The sequence below is a fragment of the Enterocloster clostridioformis genome, from assembly GCF_020297485.1.
In the GTDB taxonomy this organism is placed as follows: domain Bacteria; phylum Bacillota; class Clostridia; order Lachnospirales; family Lachnospiraceae; genus Enterocloster; species Enterocloster clostridioformis.
Genome location: NZ_JAIWZC010000001.1, coordinates 2,688,876 through 2,708,673, shown reverse-complemented (window position 1 = coordinate 2,708,673; position 19,798 = coordinate 2,688,876). Strand labels below are relative to the sequence as shown.

The following is a 19,798-nucleotide window of genomic DNA, read 5'->3' as shown; positions in this document are numbered from 1 at the left end:
ATGACAGACCGGTTGATGAATTCGGGAGAGATTACCGTTGGGTAACGCCGAAGGGGATGCGCAAACTCTCAGGCAAAAGAATCGAATTCGGACGGGACTCTGGAGAAGGTCACTAAAATGTGAATACCGATGAAGCAACCGGCGGCATAGCAGCAGCCGCGTCAGGGAAACTTTCAGGTAAAAGGACAGAGGCAGACATCTACGCTACGTTTATGTCTGTCTCTGTTTTTTGCAATTTTGGGGACTTCTTCGTTACCTGCATTGCGAAAACTCTACCAAGGATATACCTTAGCTTAAGAGCTATCACGGCGGTAACGGCGGTCTGTGGTGGAAAGCGGCCAGGGCATAACTACGGAGAGCAAAAAACAGGAGGAACGTAGATTTATGACAATTATTACGGGGTTAGGATTACTATTATTGACGCTGGCAGCCTTTTCACTTTTCAGTATGAAGGCGCCCAAAGGATCAGCGGCCATGTCGGGAATGGCCAATGCGGCAGTTGCAACTTTCCTTGTGGAGGCTGTTCACAGGTACATATCCGGAGATTTGCTTCACTTGGCATTCCTTGGGGAAACAGGCACCATATCGGGCAACATGGGCGGCGTGGCAGCGGCAATCATGGTACCGATAGGCATGGGAGTGAATCCTGTGTTCGCGGTAGTTGCAGGCGTTGCCCTGGGAGGATACGGCATCCTTCCGGGATTTATCGCGGGATATGCAATTGGTTTCATCGCACCGTTTATTGAGAAGCATCTTCCGCCGGGCCTGGATTCCGTGCTGGGGGCTCTCCTGATTGCGCCGATTGCCAGATTCATCGCATTCCTGGTGGATCCGGCTGTGAATGCGGCTCTGGCACACATCGGCGGCATGATTACGGCAGCTACAGAGCAGTCGCCTATTCTTATGGGACTTCTGCTGGGAGGGGTCATCAAGATGATTTGTACGTCGCCCCTCAGCTCCATGGCCCTTACCGCCATGCTGGGGCTTACGGGACTGCCCATGGGCATTGCGGCCATTGCATGCTTCGGAGGCTCCTTTACCAACGGCGCCATCTTTAAAATGCTCCACTTCGGGGATAACAGCAACGTGGCAGCTGTTATGATGGAGCCGCTGACACAGGCCCATATCATAACAAAGCACCCCATACCGATTTATTGTTCCAACTTTTTCGGAGGAGGCTTTTCGGGAGTGGCCGCCGCATTCCTGGGCATAATCAACAACGCCCCGGGAACCGCTTCTCCCATACCCGGACTGCTGGCGCCCTTTGCCTTCAATCCGCCATTAAAGGTACTTATGGCGCTGCTGCTGGCTGCCATCAGCGGTACCTTGGCTGGAATCGTGGGAGCCATTGTCTTTAAGAAAAAGTATGATATGAAGCCGGAATTATCAGTCATTAATTCGTTTGAAGAGTAGAAACATAGCGTGGGAACAGCCAGATGAGAAAGCTTGTCTGGCTGTTTTTGTTTGGTTGTGCGCCTGGCGGCGCACGTTTCTAACGGGTGAAAGTCCTGAATCCACCTGGTAGCGGGAAGGATATAGCCGAAGGCAAGGGTGTTGCAGGTGACTGCAAATCTGAAGGAAGCCGGATGTGGGGAACGAACCCATGGGCAAACCTCTGGTCTGACGGACAGAAACCGTATAGAAGGCTGTACATGAGGGTAAGTCTGCAACACAAGATGAAGCCCGATAGCTACACGGAATCGTGTACAGTAAATGCGGCAGATAGATGGAGGGAAAGAAACGTGTGGTACCCAGGGAGGTCTGTACGGAATGCTCTGAAAGGAGTAACCATTGCCGAGAGGTAATGCTGAGCGTACAGAAGTCAGCAGAGGTCATAGTAGCTGTTTTCAGTGAAGGACCGAATCAATAGGAGTCTTTAGTACGACAGGGAAAGGAGGAATGGGCAGATGGGTACAGAAAACAGAGAAAGCTGCTCGCAAAGAGATAGCGCGGAACGCAAAGGGTATGTGAGAGCGCACCGCTCATTCAACCGGATATGGAAGGAAAGAGACAGTGCAGAGCCAGACATCTTAAGTAAGATACTGAACAAGGAAAATCTGAACAGGGCTTACAAAAGAGTGAAGGCAAACAAGGGAGCGCCGGGAGTGGATGGAATGACCATTGAAGCGGCGTTACCATGGCTGAGGGAGAATAACTATGAACTGGTAGAGAGAATCAGGAAGGGGAAGTATACCCCATCTCCAGTCAGGCGTGTGGAGATTCCGAAGCCGGAGGGAGGGATACGAAAGCTTGGTATCCCCACCGTAATAGACCGTATCATCCAGCAGGCAATGCTTCAACAGCTCATGCCAATCTACGAACCATTGTTCTCGAAAGACAGCTTCGGCTATCGTCCGGGACGAGGAGCAAAAGACGCCATTCTCAGGATAAAGGAGTATATCGAACAGGGATACACGAGGGCAGTAGTTCTCGACTTATCGAAATACTTTGATACGCTGAACCATACGATACTGCTGAACCTGTTGAGGAAACAAGTAAAAGACGAAAGAGTGGTGCAGATGGTGAAGCGGTACCTGAAAAGTGGAGTGATGGAAAACGGTGTTGTGACAGAAACGAAGGAAGGCTCCCCGCAGGGAGGAAATCTATCCCCACTCTTAGCAAACGCGTATCTGAATGAGTTCGACTGGGAGTTCCACAGACGGGGCGTACCGTGTATCCGCTATGCAGACGACATCGTACTGCTGGCAAAGAGCGAACGGGCGGCAGAACGACTGCTGGAATCCAGCACGAAATATCTGGAGGCAAGGCTGAAACTGAGAGTGAATCGGGAAAAGAGCCGAACGGTCAGTGTGTTCGCAATCCAAAATTTTAAGTTCCTTGGTTTTTGTTTTGGGAAGAACGGAACAGGGACCTATATCCGTGTCCATGGAACGTCATGGAAGAAAGCCAAGGAGAAACTGCGCAGGCTTACTTCCCGGAGCAGGTGCGGGAGTATCATCCGAACCAAGGAAAAGATAAAAGTCTACATGAGAGGATGGCTGAACTACTATGGGATAGCGGACATGAAGAAAAACATCGAAAGCCTGAATGGATGGTTGTACCGCCGGATACGGATGTGTATCTGGAAACAGTGGAAACTGCCCAAAACCAGAATGAGGAAACTCATAGGACTGGGAGTAGACAGCCATTATGCGGCAACAATAGCCTACGACCGCAAGGGATACTGGTTCAATGCCGGAAACAAGGCGGTCAACTGGGCATTAAGTAAAGAAAGACTGATAAACTGGGGCTTTTATGACTTAGCCGCAGCCTATCAGTCTCTGCACACCAACTATTGAAAGCGCCGTATACGAGAACCGTACGTACGGTGCTGTGAGAGGACGGCGGTTAATCACCGCCTCCTACTCGATTCCTAAAAAGAAATGATATTGATAATTATTATTAATATCATTTCTTGACAAATAAGGTCGTGACTGGTAAAATGTGATTTAGTTAGTCAAAACTAACAACAAAAGAGGCTTCCTGCTTCTGGAAAAGCGGGACAGGAGACAAGGCGGCAGTTAACCATCACAAATACAAGGAGGAAACAATATGTCATTAATAGGAAAAGAAATCAGCGATTTTACAGTACAGGCCTATGCGGGCGGAGAGTTCAGGGAAGTGAAGAAATCTGATGTATTAGGGAAATGGGCGGTATTTTTCTTTTATCCCGCAGATTTTACATTTGTGTGCCCCACGGAGCTGGAGGATCTGGCTGACAAGTATGAGGACTTCAAGTCAGCCGGCTGCGAGATATACAGCGTATCCTGCGACAGCCACTTTGTCCACAAGGCATGGCATGACGCATCCAAGACTATCCGGAAAATCAAGTATCCCATGCTGGCGGATCCCACAGGCGGGCTGGCCAGGGATTTCGATGTGATGATAGAGGCTGACGGAATGGCTGAAAGAGGGAGCTTTATCGTGAATCCGGAAGGAAAGATAGTGGCTTATGAGGTTATCGCGGGAAATGTGGGAAGGAATGCGGACGAACTGTTCAGACGTGTACAGGCATCCCGGTTTGTGGCAGAACACGGCGACCAGGTGTGCCCGGCAAAATGGCAGCCCGGGGCAGATACCTTAAAGCCAAGTCTGGACCTGGTGGGACTGATATAAACTCATTGCGGCCAGATCACCATTACCTCGGAGATTGTCAATTATCCGGGCGTGGAAAGGACCAGCGGTAGGGAACTGACCCGGTCCATGAAGGAGCAGGCGGAGGTATTCGGCGCTGAGCTTCTCATGGCAGAGGTGCTGGACATGGAACTGGAACAGGATGTGAAGGTGCTCCATACCACTGCCGGGAAGTACCGGGCGCTGGGCGTGGTGCTGGCCACGGGAGCCAATCCCAGGAAGCTGGGCTTTAAAGGTGAGAAGGAGTTCCAGGGCAGGGGCGTGGCATACTGCGCCACTTGCGACGGGGAATTTTTTGCCGGTCTGGAGGTATTCGTCATCGGAGGAGGCTTTGCCGCGGTGGAGGAAGGCATTTTCCTGACAAAGTATGCGAAGAAGGTGACACTGATAGTCCGGGAGGACGATTTTTCCTGTGCCAGGACCGCGTAAAAGACAGCCTCCTCCGGGACAGCGAAGGCAATGCGTTTTTATCGGATGAAATACGGCGGCAGCTGTCCGGCCTGTTTCCCGGATTTGAGAAAAGGGTCATCATACGGGCGGCGCTGGATGACAGTCCGCTGTCAGGAGAGATGAGCGGATTTTTAGGAGAATTGGAAGGACTGACAGACAGGATTTCCTGTATTCGTGAACATTTGGGCCCGGATGAAAGGGAGAGAAGGCAGGCTGCCGGACAGCTATTGCCGGCCTTCAGGCTGGAAAGAGAGGACGTAGATTTGATGCATTATCCGGAGCTGAAAAGGAAGTATAAAATCATGAGCGTTCCCTGCATGGTGATAAATGATACCCAGGTTTACTTTGGAAGAAAGAGCCTGGAGGAAGTGACGGAGTTATTGGGGAAGGCGTAGGATATCTCACAGCCTCGGCCTGCCCGGAGGAAGAGGCTGACGGCTCCGGACATGGCGCTGGAGTAACCTGATTCCCAAAGGGGTTTTGACGGTTTATTAGAGAAGTTTTTTCAAAATACTCAAAATACGGTTTAATGATAAAAGGTATCTGTTATATGTATTGACGGATGCCTTTTTTTGTAACATAATAACGATGTTATATAACAGTGTTATAGGGATGCATAGAGGGGGTGCAATGATCGGCATGGGGGTCCGGGACAACAGTACGGTTACTGCCATATTGGAGGCAGGAAAGAATTTCTCACATACGGATATGAGAAGGCGTCGCTCAGGAGGATCGCAAAGGAGGCATCGGTGACAACCGGAGCCATATACGGCTATTTTCCGGGAAAGGAAGCATTGTTTGACGCACTGACCTCGGACACGGCGGAGGAACTGCTGGCTCTGTACGATAAGGTGCACAGGGACTTTGCCGCGCTGCCTCCTGAACAGCAGCCGGCCCGGCTGAATGAGATTACAGAGCAGTACATACCCTGGATGGTGAATTATATCTATGACCATTTTGAGGTTTTTAAGCTGCTTCTGTGCTGCGGCGCGCCGGAAGCCAGGGACCGCTATTTTGACAGGCTGGCCGCAGTGGAGGAGCAGTCCTGCCGGGATTTTATAAAGACCATGGAATCTTTGGGGTATTCGGCTGAAGGGATGAGCGGCACGCTGATTCATATTCTGTGCAGGTCCTTTTTTCAGCAGCTCCATGAATTTGTGTCTCACGGCCTGCCAAGGGAACAGGCGGTTACCTGTGCTGTCACATTAAGCCGTTTTCAGCATGCGGGGTGGGTGCGCATCATGGAGTTGGATGAGTAAGGGATGGGGCTTGAGGGCAGAAAGCCGGAAGGCAGAAGCCTGACAGCCTTACTTTTAAAACAATAAGTTAGTTATAACTAACAAAAAAAGGAGGATGAAAAAGTGGATGGCAGCAGGAAACATATTATGACACGGCTTCCCGATACAGATAAGGTGACTTTGATGACCTTTGCGGGGAAGTATAAATACCTTACGGGGACAGGGTGCATTCTGTCGGGTATCAGCGCGGTTATAGCGCTGGTGCCGTATCTGTGCATGTGGAAGGTGATAAAGCTGGCTGTCCTGAACTGGCCGGGAGGACTGGCCGGCGGAACGCTGGTTTACTGGGGGTGGATGGCGGTGGCTTCCTCGCTCCTGAGTATGCTTATTTATTTTGGGGCCCTTATGTGTACCCATCTTTCGGCCTTCCGGACAGCCAGAAATATGAAGACGGCTGCCCTTCACCACCTGGCAGAACTGCCCATTGGCTATTTCAAAGGGACCGGAAGCGGAAAGCTGCGCCGTATCATTGACGACGGGGCAGGACAGACAGAAACATATCTGGCCCATCAGCTGCCGGATTTGGCAGGAGCATTGGTGACGCCTGCGGCAGTGCTGGTACTTCTTTTGGTGTTTGACTGGAGATTTGGTCTGATCAGCCTCATTCCCATGGCGGTGGGTACATTTTTCCTCAGCAGGATGATGGGGACGGGAATGGCAGAGTGCATGAGGCAGTACCAGAATGCCCTGGAGGACATGAACAACGAGGCCGTGGAGTATGTGCGTGGAATACCTGTGGTAAAGACATTCCAGCAGAGCATTTTTTCCTTTAAGAGCTTTCATGATTCCATCATGCGCTATAAGAACTGGGCTGTGAATTATACTCTGTCCCTCAGAATTCCCATGTGCTGCTATTCGGTCAGCATCAACGGCATATTTGCCGTTCTCATACCCGCGGGGCTTCTTCTTGCAGGGGATGCGGCGGGCGGTCAGGACTTTGTGACCACGGCCCTGGATCTGGTTTTTTACATCCTGTTTGCCCCTGTCTGCGTGACCATGATGGACAAAATCATGTGGACCAGTGAAAATACCATGGCTGCCAATGACGCCATGGAGCGGATACTGAATGTTATCAGGGAGAAGCCCCTTCCCGAGCCCGCTGTTCCCAGGAAGCCTGAAAATCACACGATTGAGATTAAGGACGTCTCATTTTCCTATAACAAGGACGGTGTAAATGCCCTGGAGCATGTGTCCCTTACTGTACCGCAGGGAGCCGCCACAGCTATGGTAGGGGCCTCCGGAAGCGGTAAGACCACTCTGGTCAGCCTGATTCCAAGGTTTTTTGATGTGGACCAGGGAAGCATATGTATCGGCGGGGTGGATGTGAGGGACATAGGGACAAAGGAGCTGATGAAGCAGGTCAGCTTTGTATTCCAGGACAGCCATCTCTTTAAGGACAGTCTGTTGAACAACATACGGGCGGCAAAACCAGAGGCAGATAAGGAGGAAGTCATGAGGGCCTTGAAGGCAGCCAGATGTGAGGACATCATTGAGAAGATGCCCCAGGGTCTGGATACGGTGGTTGGAACCAAAGGCGTGTACCTGTCAGGCGGTGAAATGCAGAGAATCGCACTGGCCAGGGCAATCTTAAAGGACGCTCCCATTGTGCTTCTGGATGAGGCCACGGCGTTTGCGGACCCTGACAATGAATATCTGATTCAGCAGGCATTTGAGAAGCTGGTGGAAGGCAAGACTGTGATAATGATTGCCCACAGGCTGTCTACGGTGTGCCGGGCCCACCGAATCTTCGTGATGGAGGAAGGCCGGGTGGCTGAACAGGGAAGCCATGATGAACTTCTGAAGGCCCGGGGGCTGTATGCAAGAATGTGGAAGGATTACCAGACATCAGTAGAGTGGAAGGTAGGTGGAAAGGCATGAGCAAGTATCTGCAGAAAAAATTCGCATTGAGCGAACAGGGAGGAAGGGATCTGACAAAGGCCATATTTTCCTGTGCTATCACCAATATGGGGCTGATATTCCCCATGGGCATCCTGTTCCTCTTCATGGAACGGCTTCTGGGCCCGTTAGTGGGGCTTCAGGCTCCTTCACTGGGAATGGCCGGGTATGTGGCAGTCTGCATTGTGCTGCTGGTTATAATATTCATTTTCTGGAGAATCCAGTATGACGCCACCTTTGTGGCATCCTATACGGAAAGCGCCAATATGCGCATTCGTCTGGCGGAGAGGCTCAGAACCCTGCCCATGTCTTTTTTTGGAAAAAGGGATATGGCGGATTTGACCACCACCATTATGGCGGACAGTGCGTTTATCGAAAAGGCATTTTCCCATTTTATTCCTGAACTCATAGGGGCCTTCATATCCACGGCGCTCATAGGAGTGTGTCTTCTGGCGGCTGACTGGCGGATGGGGCTGGCTGTGCTGTGGGTGGTTCCCGTATCCTTTCTTCTGGCAGCAGGTACAAGACCCATGGTGGACCGGGTAGAGCGCAGGCAGAAGGGAAAAAAAATCGCTGCTTCGGACGGAATCCAGGAGTGCATTGAGAATATCCAGGACATCAAGGCCAACAATCTGCAGGAGGAGTATCTGAGGGGGCTGGATCAGAAGATTCTGAACGTGGAATCCATCACCATACGTCTGGAACTGTTCAACGGCACCATGGTCACAGCGTCCCAGATGTTCCTGAAAGTCGGCATGGCTACCACAGTACTGGTAGGAGCTGATCTTCTGTCATCCCATTCCATCGGCTTTATGCTGTTCCTCATGTTTATGGTGGCGTCCACCAGGCTGTACGGACCTCTTACCGGCTGTCTGCAGAACCTGTCGGCTGTGTACTCTGCCTTACTGGTGGTGGAACGGATGAAACTGATTGAGGAGCAGCCTGTTTTGCAGGGAAGCAGGGAAGCTGTGTACGATGGATATGATATTGTATTTGACCATGTGGGATTTTCCTATAAAGACGGGGAACAGGTTTTAAAGGATGTGTCATTTACAGCGAGGCAGGGACAGGTGACAGCCCTGGTAGGGCCGTCGGGAGGCGGAAAATCCACCAGCGCAAAGCTGGCCGTCAGGTTTTGGGATATTGACAGAGGAAAAATTACACTGGGAGGCACGGATATCAGCGGGATAGAGCCGGAGACACTGCTGAGAAGCTTTTCCATTGTGTTCCAGGATGTGGTCCTGTTTAACAATACCATCATGGAGAACATCCGCCTGGGGCGCAAAGGCGCATCAGACCGGGAGGTGATGGAAGCGGCCAGGGCAGCCCAGTGTGAGGAATTCATCCATCGTCTCCCAAACGGATATGAGACGCGGATTGGGGAAAATGGTTCCGCCCTGTCCGGCGGGGAACGGCAGCGGCTGTCCATTGCCAGGGCCCTTTTAAAGAATGCCCCCGTGATCCTCATGGATGAAGCCACGGCGTCGCTGGATGTGGAAAATGAGACTCTGGTACAGGAGGCCATATCCAATCTGGTTAAGGATAAGACTGTGCTGATTATTGCGCACCGGATGCGGACTGTGGCGGGAGCAGACCGGATTGTGGTGTTAAAGGATGGTTATGTGGCGGAGCAGGGTACACCGGGGGATTTGATGGAGAAGAAAGGAATATACCGTCACATGGCAGAGCTTCAGGGAAAAAGTCTGAGCTGGAGTCTGTAGAAAGATAGGGGAGAGGAAAGCCGCCGGGATTGGTGATGATACCGGCGGCGTTTTTTGCTTTTGCCAGCAGTGTCTGACTTTCTGATAACGTTTGAACGGGGGTGGAATTCGGGCACATACATATGTTCCAGGCGGTCATTCTCATCAGGCACCATGGTGAGAAAGTGCCGGCCCCATTTTTCGCATATATTTGTATGGTCCGTAACCGGGCATGGTTTTATGAAAAGCATTGAACGGCTTATTGGGACATTTTGGCAGTTTAGAAATATCCTGGATGTTTATAGAAATATCTTGGCAGTTTGCAGAAAATTCCCTGTCAGTTCATAGAAAATCTCCCGTCAGTTCACAAAAAATCCCCGGACCGTTCACAGAAAGCTCATGGTTTTCCGTACTTTTTTAAGGTCTGTTTCAGCTTGGGCTGATAGGATAAAGGCCATAAAAGATGAAGGAGGCTATGCGTATGACTCAGGAAATATTTAAACGCTATGAGAAAAAATATATGCTCACCCAAAAAAAGCACGATGCGCTGATACCTGTTCTGGAACGACAGATGAATGCAGATCATTACGGGGAACATACCTTATCCAATATTTACTTTGACACACGGGATTACGAGCTGGTCAGGCAATCCATTGAGAAGCCGGAATATAAGGAAAAGCTGCGTTTGAGGGCATATGGGAAGGTGACGGACAACAGCGTGGTATATGCGGAATTAAAGAAAAAGTTTGACGGGGTGGTATACAAGCGCCGGATTCCCATGACACTTTGCCAGGCAAGAAAGTATCTGTATTATGGAATCCGGTGGGCTGAGGAGAGCCAGATATTGAAGGAAATCGATTATGTGCTGAATCGGTATGAATTAAAACCCGCGGCCTATGTGGCCTACGAGCGGGTGGCATATTACGGAAAGGACAATGAGGAATTAAGGATTACCTTTGACCGGAATATCTGCTGCAGGTGCAGCGGGCTGGAGCTGAAGAACGGGGTGTATGGAACAATGCTTCTGGATAAGAACCAGATTCTGATGGAGGTTAAAATTCCCGGAGCCATGCCTTTATGGATGAGCAGGCTGTTTTCCGGTATGGGGCTTTTTCCTGTGTCCTACTCAAAATACGGAGCCTATTATAAAGAGTACCTGTATCACGGCGTGTTTGTGGAGGGAGGAAGAATCTGTGCTTGATAGTGTATTGACAGAAACTGTAAATGCCGGTATTACAATGGGACAATTTTTGCTCTGTACCGTTACATCAGTCCTGCTGGGGGCAGTGCTGGCTGTGGTCCATACATACAGGAACCGGTATTCCAGAAGCTTCATTCTTACCCTGGTACTGCTGCCTGTCATGGTCCAAACCGTGATCATGCTGGTAAACGGAAACCTGGGAACAGGAGTGGCGGTCATGGGGGCGTTCAGTCTGGTGCGGTTCAGGTCCATGCCCGGCAATGCAAGGGAAATTGGAAGCATATTCCTGGCCATGGCTCTGGGGCTGGCCGCTGGAATGGGGTATTTGGGAACCGCTCTGATTTTAATGATGGTGGCTGGCGGAATTACCATCCTTCTGGTATCGCTTCCGTCAGGCAGGGCAGAGAGAAAGGAATTGAAAATTACGATACCGGAAAATCTGGATTATTCGGGAATCTTTGACGATATATTTGAGAAATACACTAAAAATCCGGAGCTTGTGCGGGTCAGGACCGTGAATATGGGCAGTCTCTATGAGCTGTGTTACCATGTGGATTTAAAGTCGGAATCAATTGAAAAGAACATGCTGGATGATATACGGTGCAGAAATGGAAATCTTACCATTGTCTGCGGACGGCTGTCGGATGGCAGGGAAGAATTATAGGAGGATGGTTATATGGGCAGAGATAGGGTGAGATACAGTAAGCTTAGAATATTTGGAATAGCGGCCGGACTGGCCGGTGTCCTGCTTCTTGCCGGCTGTACAAAGACAGCCGCAGGCAGTTCCTATGGTAATGGAAAGGAAACGTTAATCACGGGGTATGGGACAACCGTGGTCATTGAAGGGGTGGGAGCCGCGGCTGACGGGTCCAATGTCATCATTTCATCTTCCGGAACATACCGCCTGACAGGAAATATTACAGGGGGAGGCGTGATGGTGGAGGCGGGAAAGGAGGACGAGGTACGTCTGGTACTGGACGGTGTTTCCATTACGAGCCCGGATTATTCCGCAATCTGTGCCGGGCAAAGCGGACTTCTGACCATTGTCCTGGAGGATGGGACAGAAAACAAGGTATCTGACGGAAACTCATATACTTACCCCCAGACCGGGGAGGACGAGCCCGATGCAGCCATTTTCAGCAAAGATAATATGGTGTTTGAAGGAAATGGCATGCTGACAGTCAGCGGTAATTATATGAACGGTATACGTGGGAAGGACAGTCTTACCATTAATTCCGGAACCTATGTCATTGAGGCGGCGGAAGATGGTATGAAAGGAAAGGACGCCGTAGAGGTGAACGGGGGAGAGATTACCATCACATCAGGCAGCGACGGAATACAGTCAAATAATGACACGGAAGAAGACAAGGGATATGTGAGAATCACCGGAGGAACCATGACCATCACAGCAGGAAAGAAAGGAATACTGGCTGAAACGCTGGTCGAGGTTACAGGCGGCGTCATTGACATAGATGCCCAGGATGACAGTATACACAGCGGCAAGGATGTAAGGATAACAACAGGCCAGCTGACGCTGTCCACAGGCGACGATGCAGTTCACGGTGACAATCTGGTGGAGGTCTCGGGCGGAACCATAACAGTGGAACAAAGCAGCGAGGGGGTGGAGGGACTCTGCGTGGAAATTACCGGAGGAACCATTCGGATTAACTCAGAGGATGATGGTATCAATGCAGCCGGGAAAAAAGACGAAAACCCGGCAGCGGATACTCTTGCATTTAAAAATTCCTTTGGCAACAGGCGGGGACAGGACGGTGGTTCATTCGGTGTGACAGAAGGGGCTTACATCCGTATTTCGGGAGGAGACGTGAAAATCAATGCTTCCGGTGATGGCATTGACTCTAACGGGGACTTGTATCTGGAGGGTGGAACCGTCCTTGTAGAAGGCCCGGCGGGAGGAGGAGATGGTGCTTTGGATTACGATGGAGAGGGATCCATATCAGGGGGAACCATATTGGCTGTGGGAAGCGCGGGAATGTTCCGGACATTTTCCGAGGAATCATCCCAATCCATGCTGGTGGTATACTTTGATGAAATCCAGGCTGCCGGATCAACTATATCAGTGAAGGACGGTCAAGGGAATCAATTGACGGAAACAAAGGTTTCGAAGACCTTTGAGGCCCTGCTTTTCAGTTCGCCAGAATTAAAAACAGGGGAGATCTATTACATAGAGGCTGGAGATCAGGATATCCAGGTAGCGGTGAACAGCATATTGAACCAATATGGCGGGCCTTCAGGCAGCGGTTTTGGAAGAATGCCAGGGGGCGGAGCCGGAGATTTTGAAAAAAAGCCGGGAGTCGGAAATATTTCCGGCAAAGCCTCTGTTGTTGAAATACAGGAGACCCTGCTGGCAGAGACCCTGCCGGAAGGTATCCATATTCTGGAAAGCCGCGGCAACGTGGAGTAAGATGGAGTAAGCCGCAGCCTTGGAGCAGGCCGGCCGGGAATATCTGCTTATTCCTGTAAGGGCAGCAGAACCATAAAGGAGTTCACTCTGGAACCATCCGTGCTGACATCAATTCTCCCTCCATGCTCAGATACAATGCTTTGGGCAATGGAAAGTCCGAGGCCGTAGCCGGGGATATTACTGCGGGCAGTGTCCGCACGGTAAAAGCGAAGAAACAGATGCCTGATTTCTTCTTTGGTGAGAGGTGTTCCTTCATTTGAGACAGTGAGGAGCGCCTCTTTTGTGCCAGACTTTTTCAGGGTTACACGGATGGAACTTTTATCCAAACTGTATTTGCAGGCGTTGTCAAGGAGAATGTCTGACAACTGCCGGAGTTTTTTCTCATCCCCATTGACGTGGAGCGAAGCCTCGATGTCATAGATGATATGCTTGTCCATGTCGAAAACCAGAGGCTCAAAGGTCATGAGACTGCTGTTCACAATGAAGCTTAAGTCAACGGGGGCGCAGACCGCTGTCTCCTGTCCTGAGTCGCTCCGGGCCAGGGTGAGAAGGCTTTCTGTCAGCTGCTTTATCCCCAATTAGGAGTAACATCAGCGTTCTGGCGGGCGGCGGCAGTCAAAAAATATATGTGGTTTTGTTTAAGAACCTCCCCGGCGGGGCGGCAGGTCATGCCGTGACCTGCTCCACCTCCGGGATGGGTTTGAGATTGAAATGAATTTCGATAGAAATGTGTCTTGTTTTGTCGCTGTCTATGGTTTCATGGACAACGATTTCTTTAATCAGGCGGTTTAAGGTGGCTGCGTCCAGCTCCGTGATGTCCCGGTATTCCTGAATGGATTCCACCCACTGGCGGGCGTCCACGGCAAGCCGGATTTCATCGGCAAGGCGTTTCCTGCCGTCCTCGACTTTCGCCCTTAGCTCCGCCTGTTCCTTCTGCGTTTTGGAAAGCAGGAGATTGAAGTTTGCGTCCGTAATGCGCCCGGCAACCATATCCTCATAGAGCCGCAGCACCATTTTTTCCAGCACTTCAATCCGTTCCTCGTCCTTTGTTAAGGAGCGTTCCAGTGCTTCCCGCTGGTCTTTCTGCTCGTTCTGGCAGGTGTCAGTCAGCCGGTCGGCTACCGCTTCGCCGTCCATCAGGGCAGCGGCGGCACATTCCCGGATTTTGTTCAGCACAAGGGTGTAAAGCGTGTTAAATTCAATTCGGTGCTGGCTGCAATGCTGCTTCCCGTAGGCGTTGTAGGTCTTGCAGGAATAAATCTGCTGCGGGTGCTTGGCGTTGGTATAGCGGACGGTCAGCGACTTCCCGCACTCGCCGCATTTGAGCAGACCGGCGAACATACTCGGCTCCCCCGACTGTCCGGGACGCTGGCGGGATTTCAGCTTTTCCTGCACGATGGCAAAGTCCGCTTTGTCATTTGATAAATTTCGATGATACACCCCTAAGAATATCATTATATACCGAACTTCCATCAAGAATCGTTCCAAATGTATCAACCCAAAACGGTATATAGTCACATCTACTTGCTACCATCTGCGAACCAATATTTGTTATAGAAGCAGAATAGAATGGGATAATATTTCGTGCCAGCAATTCCTTAGTTAAACCTCTCACCAAATACGTTCCCACCCGGGCATTTCTGTATTTTTCCACAACATCTACGCCTATTTCCCATATGCCATTTACAGGTGATTCTGCCGCACCTGCCACTCCAATAATTCTATTCTTGTCCTTTGCAATATAAACAGCTTTTGTCGATGTAGAACCGTTTTCATCAAATGCTAAAGAATTTTCAAAACCAGTCAAACCAGCAAGAGATAAAATATCTCTGTCAAAAAAATATTCACACGCAAAATTCAATGATGCTGATACATCCTTTGTATATCTATCATTAGGCACATAATGTATTGTCTGCCCATAAACCAAAGGAAGTTCAAAAATTTCATCTCTATTCTTGCTTTGTACAAGTTCCTGTATTTTATCATGCAAATCCTCTGAGGTGCAGACCACAACGCAATTTCTATAGGCTAGTATTTTTATATATGGTTGTTTTGCATTGAAATTAACAGAATATACTGTTGATTTTCCATTTAATTCGTCCGAACTACAATAAAATTCCTTTGACAATAATTCTTCAATTTTATTTTTAATAATTACTTCCATAGTTACTTTTCGCTCCTACCTCCTCCCTTTGTCGCTGGCTTCATTATACTTCATTCACTCAAAGAAGTATAGCGGGATTTTGTAAAAACTTGCTGACTGGGAACAGCTTGCAACGCAAGGTGTTTCCGGGCGGCAAGTCCACTAAGGGGTAGCTGGCGGCAGCCAGCGCAGGGGAAGTGTAGCTTCCCCTGTGATGATTGGAACAGATTGAAAATCTGTGGAAATCATCTGCTCCCGGCAAGGGGCTTCCGGCAGGACGCAACGCACCACTTCAAAAGTGGTGTATAGTTGCGCCCTATCCCAGAACTCGGATAGGGCGCATTATCCGAGATTTTCAATTATCCGAGGAAATTCATAAAAAGTCCCATTCGTAAAGGCTTTCAAGAAGATTTCCTCGGATAATGTAAGCGCTATTTCAGGAAGTCGGGCAACGGATTCTCCTTTTTCTGATTAGCATGAGTTTCCTTTTGATGGGAAAACCATTTCTCGTTCCAATCCCGGATATGCCTGTTCACTGCTCCCTGTGAAAGTTCAGCGTACCGTTCCGTTGTGGAAATCGAGGAATGTCCGAGGAAATTTTTGATTGCCACAATCGGAACACCGGCCTCTAACATATGTGTGGCGGTTGTGTGCCTCATGGTATGCGGGGTATAGCTTTTCTCCAAAAACATTCCCGGATGCTCTGCCCTTGCGATGGCGATATATTTTTTGTAAATCTCCTCAATGCAGGAAATAGTCATCTGTGGATGTGTCTGGCTGGAAAAGATATAGGCTTCCAACTGTCCGGCATGGCCTGTTTCCTCCAGATACCGTTTCAGGAGAATTCCACTGGGTTTGGCAAGCACAATCCGGCGTGCCTTGTTCCCTTTTCCTGTGACCGTCAGCTTATAAAGGTTTTTCTCCACAAAAAAGTCCCTGACTTTCAGGTCGCAGATTTCCTGCGCCCTCGCACCGCTGGCATACATCAGGTTTAAAAGAACCTGGTCACGCAGTCCCAGACGTTTTTCGGGATCAGGGAGCCGGAGCAGGGCTGACACCTCATCAAGGTAAAAGGCAATCCTTGGCTGTACGGATTGCTTTTTTGCAGGAATTCTCCTGACTGCGTTGGCAAACACCGTCGCAGCTTCAAAATTTCTGTTCTGTGCATAAGCGGCAAAAGAGGAAAGTGCCGACAGCCGGAGGTTCCTTGTAGACACGGAGCAGCCCCGTTCTGTCTCAATCCATTTCAGGAACCCATCAACTGTCTCAAAATCCAGATCCCGGAACCGGATCTCACCAGCCTCTTTCTTTTTCGTCTGGTAAACATACTGGAACAGAAGCCGGAAAGAATGTTTGTATGACCTGACGGTGTTCTGGGAAAGCCCTGATGAGAGCGGCATGTATTCCGTAAAAAACTGCTCCAGGAGAAGCATGAATTCAGGGAGTTTATTTTTCCTCACAGGCCACCTCCGTGAATACGCCGACGGCATACTCCTCAAACAGCCCCGAATATTCAGGGAACATGTCCCCGCTGAATTTCAGGTATTTCTCCGTCTCGTCCATGTCATGGTGCCCAAGATAGACAGATAAAAATGGCACGGAATCGTCTGCCGGACGCCCATTCTTCTCAGCCCGCGCAAAGGAATGAATGGCGAAATAATGGCGGAAGCAGTGGAGGCACTGGCCTCTGGAATGGGGTTTCCCAGGTACATACAGGCCGGTTTCCCGCAAAAGGTTCCTGAACCGTAAATCAAAAGTCCCTTTGCTGACGGCAGCCCCCTCGTTTCTGGATGCCGGGAACAGGTAGCTTTCCGGGTCTGTCCTGATGCCCATTGCAATGCAGTACCTTTCCAGAATCTGCGTCAGGGTCTGGTCCATCGGGACGGCACGCTGCTTGTCATTTTTTGCATGGCGGATCAGGATGGTCCCGGCATGGAAATTCACATCCTTTACTTTGGCGGCAAGCGGCTCGCCCAACCGGAACCCGCACCCAAGGAGCATCCGCAGCAGCATACAGAACTCCATGTCCGTCTGGCGGGTTTTCGGGTCTGGATGCCTGTCAGCCCATTTGTCAGCACCTTCCAGAAGCGTCTGTATCTCATCGTCTGAAAAGATGTACGGGACATAGCTGTCTGATGTTTTGGGGCAGTCAGGCATGAAAACACAGTATCCCTCATACCGGAGATACCGCAGGAATTTGCGGAGATAACTCACCTTGTCGCTGACCGTTTTTGGGGCGTTTGCCTGATGGAGCGCCCTGATCCATTGGTTGATAAACGTTTCCGATATCTCTTTGGCATTTTCTCCTGCCAGCAGTGAATCGAATGAAAGCAATACTCTGTGCGTATTCCGCAAGGTATCCTTGCTGATTGTCCCTTGGCTGATTTCAATATATTCTGCAAGCTCATTTTTGAAAATGGATTGAAATTCTTTCATGACAGGCCCCACCTCCCCTCCAGGAATGCGGCAAAGATGCCCGTCGCCTCCATGACCGGGAGTGCATACCCACGGAGCTGTTCCAGATCAAGTCTGGCATAGGAGCGGATGGCGTTCTGGTCTGTATGCCCAAGGGTTTTTCTTACTGCTTCATAAGGGATGTTGTCATTGACCATGGAGCTTGCAAGGGATGAACGAAAAGCATGTGCTCCCTGTTTGCGCCCGTCCGGGTCAATCCCGGCTGCCGCTATGGCAGTCCTTACAATCTTAGTGATTGCCTGCACGGAGATATGGCTGTATGGAGGGACAATGCGGAGGAACACATATGGACTGCCATGACCGGCACGTTCTTCCCGCAGATACCGCTCCAATGCGGTTTTTACATCGGGAACCATGGGAAATTCCATGGCGATTCCGGTTTTATGCTGTGTAATCCGAATCAGGTTCCTGTCAAAGTACAGACATTCAAGTGTCATGGATGAAATATCACCGCTCCGGATCCCCAGCCGTGTCGCAAGGAGCAGGGCTGCATAATCACGCTTCCCATGTGGAGAATCCTGGTTTATGCTGCTCTCAATTTTCAGGATTTCCTCTGTGGTGTAAACCGAGGGGTATGGCTGCGGCCTTTTAAACCGAGGGACGATACCGCTGTAATCCCTGTCGGTATAGCCGGACTGGTAAGCATACCGGAGGAATGTCCGGATGTGTGAAAGATACCACTTGCTACTGATGGTCAGGCAGGCAGTCCCTATATTCCGGGCATTCATTTCCTGCGGTTTCATACAGCCTGTTTCAGCCATGGCGGATAAGAAGTAGTGCCCAATCTTATCATGCAGATGGATAGAGCTTTCCCGAAGCCCCCTGCGCCACCCATCTTCAAGATACGTTCTCAGGAAAGCATCCATCTCCGGATTCAGTTCCTGATACCTGCACAGTGTAGGTGTGTTTTCATTTGTCTGTTGATTCATGGTTATGGTTAAAGCCTCCTTTTTGTTTGATGACTTTAATGTACCATGCGGGTAAAACATTATCCGAGGAAATCTTCTTAAAAGCCTTTACGAATGGGACTTTTTATGAATTTCCTCGGATAATTGAAAATCTCGGATAATGCGCCCTCTTTCAGAGGGGAAAGCCCCGGCTTGCCGCTCTGGAAGCAATCTCCAACCTTTCCGGCGTCCTGCCTTTACTCATTTTCCGGCTTCTCTGCAAGTACCTGTTCCATGATTTTTCGGTTTTCGCTCCGATGGAACAGCAGCTTCAAAATCGTGCTGACCTGTTCATCCGTCACAAGCTCCGGGTGGGGCAGATAGCTTTCCAGTGCCGCCCCTCTGGTACAGAGCCGGTGCGTCCGTTCATTCCGGGTTAATTGCTTCGCCCGGTTCTGCAAGATTTTTTCCTCATGCTTCAACCGGCGCAGCTTCTTTTCCCCTTTTTCAATCTCCTGATTGAGTTTTTCCAGCTTATCGTTCATGGGCGGCGTCCTCCTTCGGAAGTAAAATATAAATGTGGTTGGCTTCCCCAACGCCCTGCCGGACACGCATAATCATTCCAGCCTGTTCCAGTTCATTCAGGGAACGCTTCACGGTCATGGGGCTTCGGGAAAGTGCCGCCGCAAGCTCCACGATGGGGAAGCGGATAAACAGAATCCCGTTGCTGTCCTCCACGCCGTCCGTGAGGATTTCATCTAACAGGCGGGCGTACATGACCTTTGCGGTATTGCTGACCGGCAGCCGCAGCGTTGCCCTCGGCAGGGGCATACAGGGCGGCAGGGGTGTGTCAATCATCATAAATTCATAATTCATTCGTTAGGTGTCCTCCTTTTCGCTCGTTTGGATAAATAGCGGGGGCAGTCAATGACAACAGCCCGGAAACTCTGCTTACACTCATGCTGGCATTTCCGGCAAAGCTCATTGTAGCTCCTGCGCCCCCGGTCATTGAGGAAGAAAGCAAGCTCTTTCTTCAACTTTTTTGACATTCTCGGCATAGTGCCTCCTTCATAAAAAATCCGCCCATTTCAGCCGTAACAACCGGGATGGACGAATAGCAGGTTTTTGTGTAGCGTTTCGGGGCGATTTTCAAGGAAAATGCGGTCGTAGAGCCGCCTGAAAATCCCCC

The 19,798-nt window shown here is 50.2% G+C and carries 17 protein-coding genes, 3 pseudogenes and 2 riboswitches; of the genes and pseudogenes, 11 read left to right on the top strand and 9 right to left on the bottom strand.

The genetic code is table 11. The features are described 5' to 3' along the window. Positions 1 to 12 precede the first annotated feature (12 nt). Positions 13 to 94, top strand: a riboswitch (glycine riboswitch). Between the two features lies 1 nt (position 95). Next, a riboswitch (glycine riboswitch) is annotated at positions 96 to 193 on the top strand. Positions 194 to 384: 191 nt separating this feature from the next. The 11 genes and pseudogenes from LA360_RS13615 to LA360_RS13565 all read left to right on the top strand — a co-directional run bounded on the left by LA360_RS13615 (position 385) and on the right by LA360_RS13565 (position 13,104). Continuing rightward, positions 385 to 1,413, top strand: coding sequence for a PTS sugar transporter subunit IIC (locus LA360_RS13615; RefSeq protein ID WP_002588097.1), 1,029 nt, complete (start codon positions 385 to 387; stop codon positions 1,411 to 1,413). Between the two features lie 494 nt (positions 1,414 to 1,907). After that, on the top strand, positions 1,908 to 3,299 hold the full coding sequence (gene ltrA / locus LA360_RS13610) for a group II intron reverse transcriptase/maturase (protein ID WP_089776622.1): 1,392 nt from the start codon (positions 1,908 to 1,910) through the stop codon (positions 3,297 to 3,299). A 253-nt stretch (positions 3,300 to 3,552) separates the two neighbouring features. Continuing rightward, positions 3,553 to 4,116 (top strand): alkyl hydroperoxide reductase subunit C, encoded by a 564-nt coding sequence (gene ahpC / locus LA360_RS13605; RefSeq protein WP_022202914.1) that lies wholly within the window; start codon positions 3,553 to 3,555, stop codon positions 4,114 to 4,116. 9 nt (positions 4,117 to 4,125) lie between these two features. After that, positions 4,126 to 4,557: pseudogene (locus tag LA360_RS13600) on the top strand (FAD-dependent oxidoreductase); the annotation flags it as partial. Positions 4,558 to 4,703: 146 nt separating this feature from the next. Further along, on the top strand, positions 4,704 to 4,979 hold the full coding sequence (locus LA360_RS13595) for a thioredoxin family protein (protein WP_207657888.1): 276 nt from the start codon (positions 4,704 to 4,706) through the stop codon (positions 4,977 to 4,979). A gap of 279 nt (positions 4,980 to 5,258) precedes the next feature. Next, entirely contained in the window at positions 5,259 to 5,843 is a 585-nt protein-coding gene (locus LA360_RS13590) for a TetR/AcrR family transcriptional regulator (RefSeq protein ID WP_225537763.1), read from the top strand. A gap of 102 nt (positions 5,844 to 5,945) precedes the next feature. Beyond that, positions 5,946 to 7,760, top strand: a complete 1,815-nt coding sequence (locus LA360_RS13585) for an ABC transporter ATP-binding protein (protein ID WP_022200426.1) — start codon at positions 5,946 to 5,948, stop codon at positions 7,758 to 7,760. Beyond that, entirely contained in the window at positions 7,757 to 9,499 is a 1,743-nt protein-coding gene (locus LA360_RS13580; protein ID WP_022200427.1) for an ABC transporter ATP-binding protein, read from the top strand. The genes LA360_RS13585 and LA360_RS13580 overlap by 4 nt, the downstream gene beginning before the upstream one ends. 460 nt (positions 9,500 to 9,959) lie before the next feature. After that, entirely contained in the window at positions 9,960 to 10,679 is a 720-nt protein-coding gene (locus LA360_RS13575; protein WP_022200428.1) for a polyphosphate polymerase domain-containing protein, read from the top strand. After that, positions 10,672 to 11,343, top strand: coding sequence for a DUF4956 domain-containing protein (locus LA360_RS13570; protein WP_022200429.1), 672 nt, complete (start codon positions 10,672 to 10,674; stop codon positions 11,341 to 11,343). Before LA360_RS13575 ends, LA360_RS13570 begins: the two co-directional genes overlap by 8 nt. Before the next feature lie 12 nt (positions 11,344 to 11,355). Beyond that, the gene (locus LA360_RS13565) at positions 11,356 to 13,104 is read left to right on the top strand and encodes a carbohydrate-binding domain-containing protein (RefSeq protein ID WP_022200430.1); all 1,749 of its coding nucleotides are present in this window, start codon (positions 11,356 to 11,358) and stop codon (positions 13,102 to 13,104) included. Positions 13,105 to 13,151: 47 nt separating this feature from the next. Here the strand turns inward: LA360_RS13565 and LA360_RS13560 are convergent. The 9 genes and pseudogenes from LA360_RS13560 to LA360_RS13520 form a co-directional block, all read right to left on the bottom strand. Further along, a pseudogene (locus LA360_RS13560) lies at positions 13,152 to 13,682 on the bottom strand (sensor histidine kinase); the annotation flags it as partial. Between the two features lie 88 nt (positions 13,683 to 13,770). After that, positions 13,771 to 14,520 (bottom strand): annotated as a pseudogene (locus tag LA360_RS13555) (recombinase zinc beta ribbon domain-containing protein); the annotation flags it as partial. After that, complete coding sequence (locus LA360_RS13550; protein ID WP_089775972.1) at positions 14,519 to 15,268, bottom strand: GNAT family N-acetyltransferase; 750 nt, start codon at positions 15,266 to 15,268, stop codon at positions 14,519 to 14,521. The pseudogene LA360_RS13555 and the gene LA360_RS13550, both read right to left, overlap by 2 nt. Positions 15,269 to 15,678: 410 nt before the next feature. Beyond that, positions 15,679 to 16,707, bottom strand: a complete 1,029-nt coding sequence (locus tag LA360_RS13545) for a tyrosine-type recombinase/integrase (protein WP_112481459.1) — start codon at positions 16,705 to 16,707, stop codon at positions 15,679 to 15,681. Further along, positions 16,694 to 17,683, bottom strand: a complete 990-nt coding sequence (locus LA360_RS13540; protein WP_057572797.1) for a tyrosine-type recombinase/integrase — start codon at positions 17,681 to 17,683, stop codon at positions 16,694 to 16,696. Before LA360_RS13540 ends, LA360_RS13545 begins: the two co-directional genes overlap by 14 nt. Then, positions 17,680 to 18,651: a tyrosine-type recombinase/integrase gene (locus tag LA360_RS13535; protein ID WP_057572796.1), complete on the bottom strand. Its 972-nt coding sequence runs from the start codon at positions 18,649 to 18,651 to the stop codon at positions 17,680 to 17,682. The genes LA360_RS13540 and LA360_RS13535 overlap by 4 nt, the downstream gene beginning before the upstream one ends. Before the next feature lie 215 nt (positions 18,652 to 18,866). Continuing rightward, positions 18,867 to 19,154, bottom strand: a complete 288-nt coding sequence (locus LA360_RS13530; RefSeq protein WP_057572795.1) for a DUF3847 domain-containing protein — start codon at positions 19,152 to 19,154, stop codon at positions 18,867 to 18,869. Beyond that, positions 19,144 to 19,485, bottom strand: coding sequence for a DeoR family transcriptional regulator (locus tag LA360_RS13525; protein WP_057572794.1), 342 nt, complete (start codon positions 19,483 to 19,485; stop codon positions 19,144 to 19,146). Before LA360_RS13525 ends, LA360_RS13530 begins: the two co-directional genes overlap by 11 nt. Continuing rightward, entirely contained in the window at positions 19,482 to 19,667 is a 186-nt protein-coding gene (locus LA360_RS13520; RefSeq protein ID WP_057572793.1) for a hypothetical protein, read from the bottom strand. Before LA360_RS13520 ends, LA360_RS13525 begins: the two co-directional genes overlap by 4 nt. Positions 19,668 to 19,798 lie beyond the last annotated feature (131 nt).

What these genes read in the sequence shown, in the direction of transcription:
- LA360_RS13580 (WP_022200427.1), top strand. Translation starts at nt 7,757, where the DNA reads ATGAGCAAGTATCTGCAGAAAAAATTCGCATTGAGCGAACAGGGAGGA.
- LA360_RS13595 (WP_207657888.1), top strand. Translation starts at nt 4,704, where the DNA reads ATGAGCGGATTTTTAGGAGAATTGGAAGGACTGACAGACAGGATTTCC.
- LA360_RS13540 (WP_057572797.1), bottom strand. Translation starts at nt 17,683, where the DNA reads ATGAAAGAATTTCAATCCATTTTCAAAAATGAGCTTGCAGAATATATT.
- LA360_RS13615 (WP_002588097.1), top strand. Translation starts at nt 385, where the DNA reads ATGACAATTATTACGGGGTTAGGATTACTATTATTGACGCTGGCAGCC.
- LA360_RS13550 (WP_089775972.1), bottom strand. Translation starts at nt 15,268, where the DNA reads ATGGAAGTAATTATTAAAAATAAAATTGAAGAATTATTGTCAAAGGAA.
- LA360_RS13575 (WP_022200428.1), top strand. Translation starts at nt 9,960, where the DNA reads ATGACTCAGGAAATATTTAAACGCTATGAGAAAAAATATATGCTCACC.
- LA360_RS13525 (WP_057572794.1), bottom strand. Translation starts at nt 19,485, where the DNA reads ATGAATTATGAATTTATGATGATTGACACACCCCTGCCGCCCTGTATG.
- LA360_RS13565 (WP_022200430.1), top strand. Translation starts at nt 11,356, where the DNA reads ATGGGCAGAGATAGGGTGAGATACAGTAAGCTTAGAATATTTGGAATA.
- LA360_RS13535 (WP_057572796.1), bottom strand. Translation starts at nt 18,651, where the DNA reads ATGAATCAACAGACAAATGAAAACACACCTACACTGTGCAGGTATCAG.
- ltrA (WP_089776622.1), top strand. Translation starts at nt 1,908, where the DNA reads ATGGGTACAGAAAACAGAGAAAGCTGCTCGCAAAGAGATAGCGCGGAA.
- ahpC (WP_022202914.1), top strand. Translation starts at nt 3,553, where the DNA reads ATGTCATTAATAGGAAAAGAAATCAGCGATTTTACAGTACAGGCCTAT.
- LA360_RS13520 (WP_057572793.1), bottom strand. Translation starts at nt 19,667, where the DNA reads ATGCCGAGAATGTCAAAAAAGTTGAAGAAAGAGCTTGCTTTCTTCCTC.
- LA360_RS13530 (WP_057572795.1), bottom strand. Translation starts at nt 19,154, where the DNA reads ATGAACGATAAGCTGGAAAAACTCAATCAGGAGATTGAAAAAGGGGAA.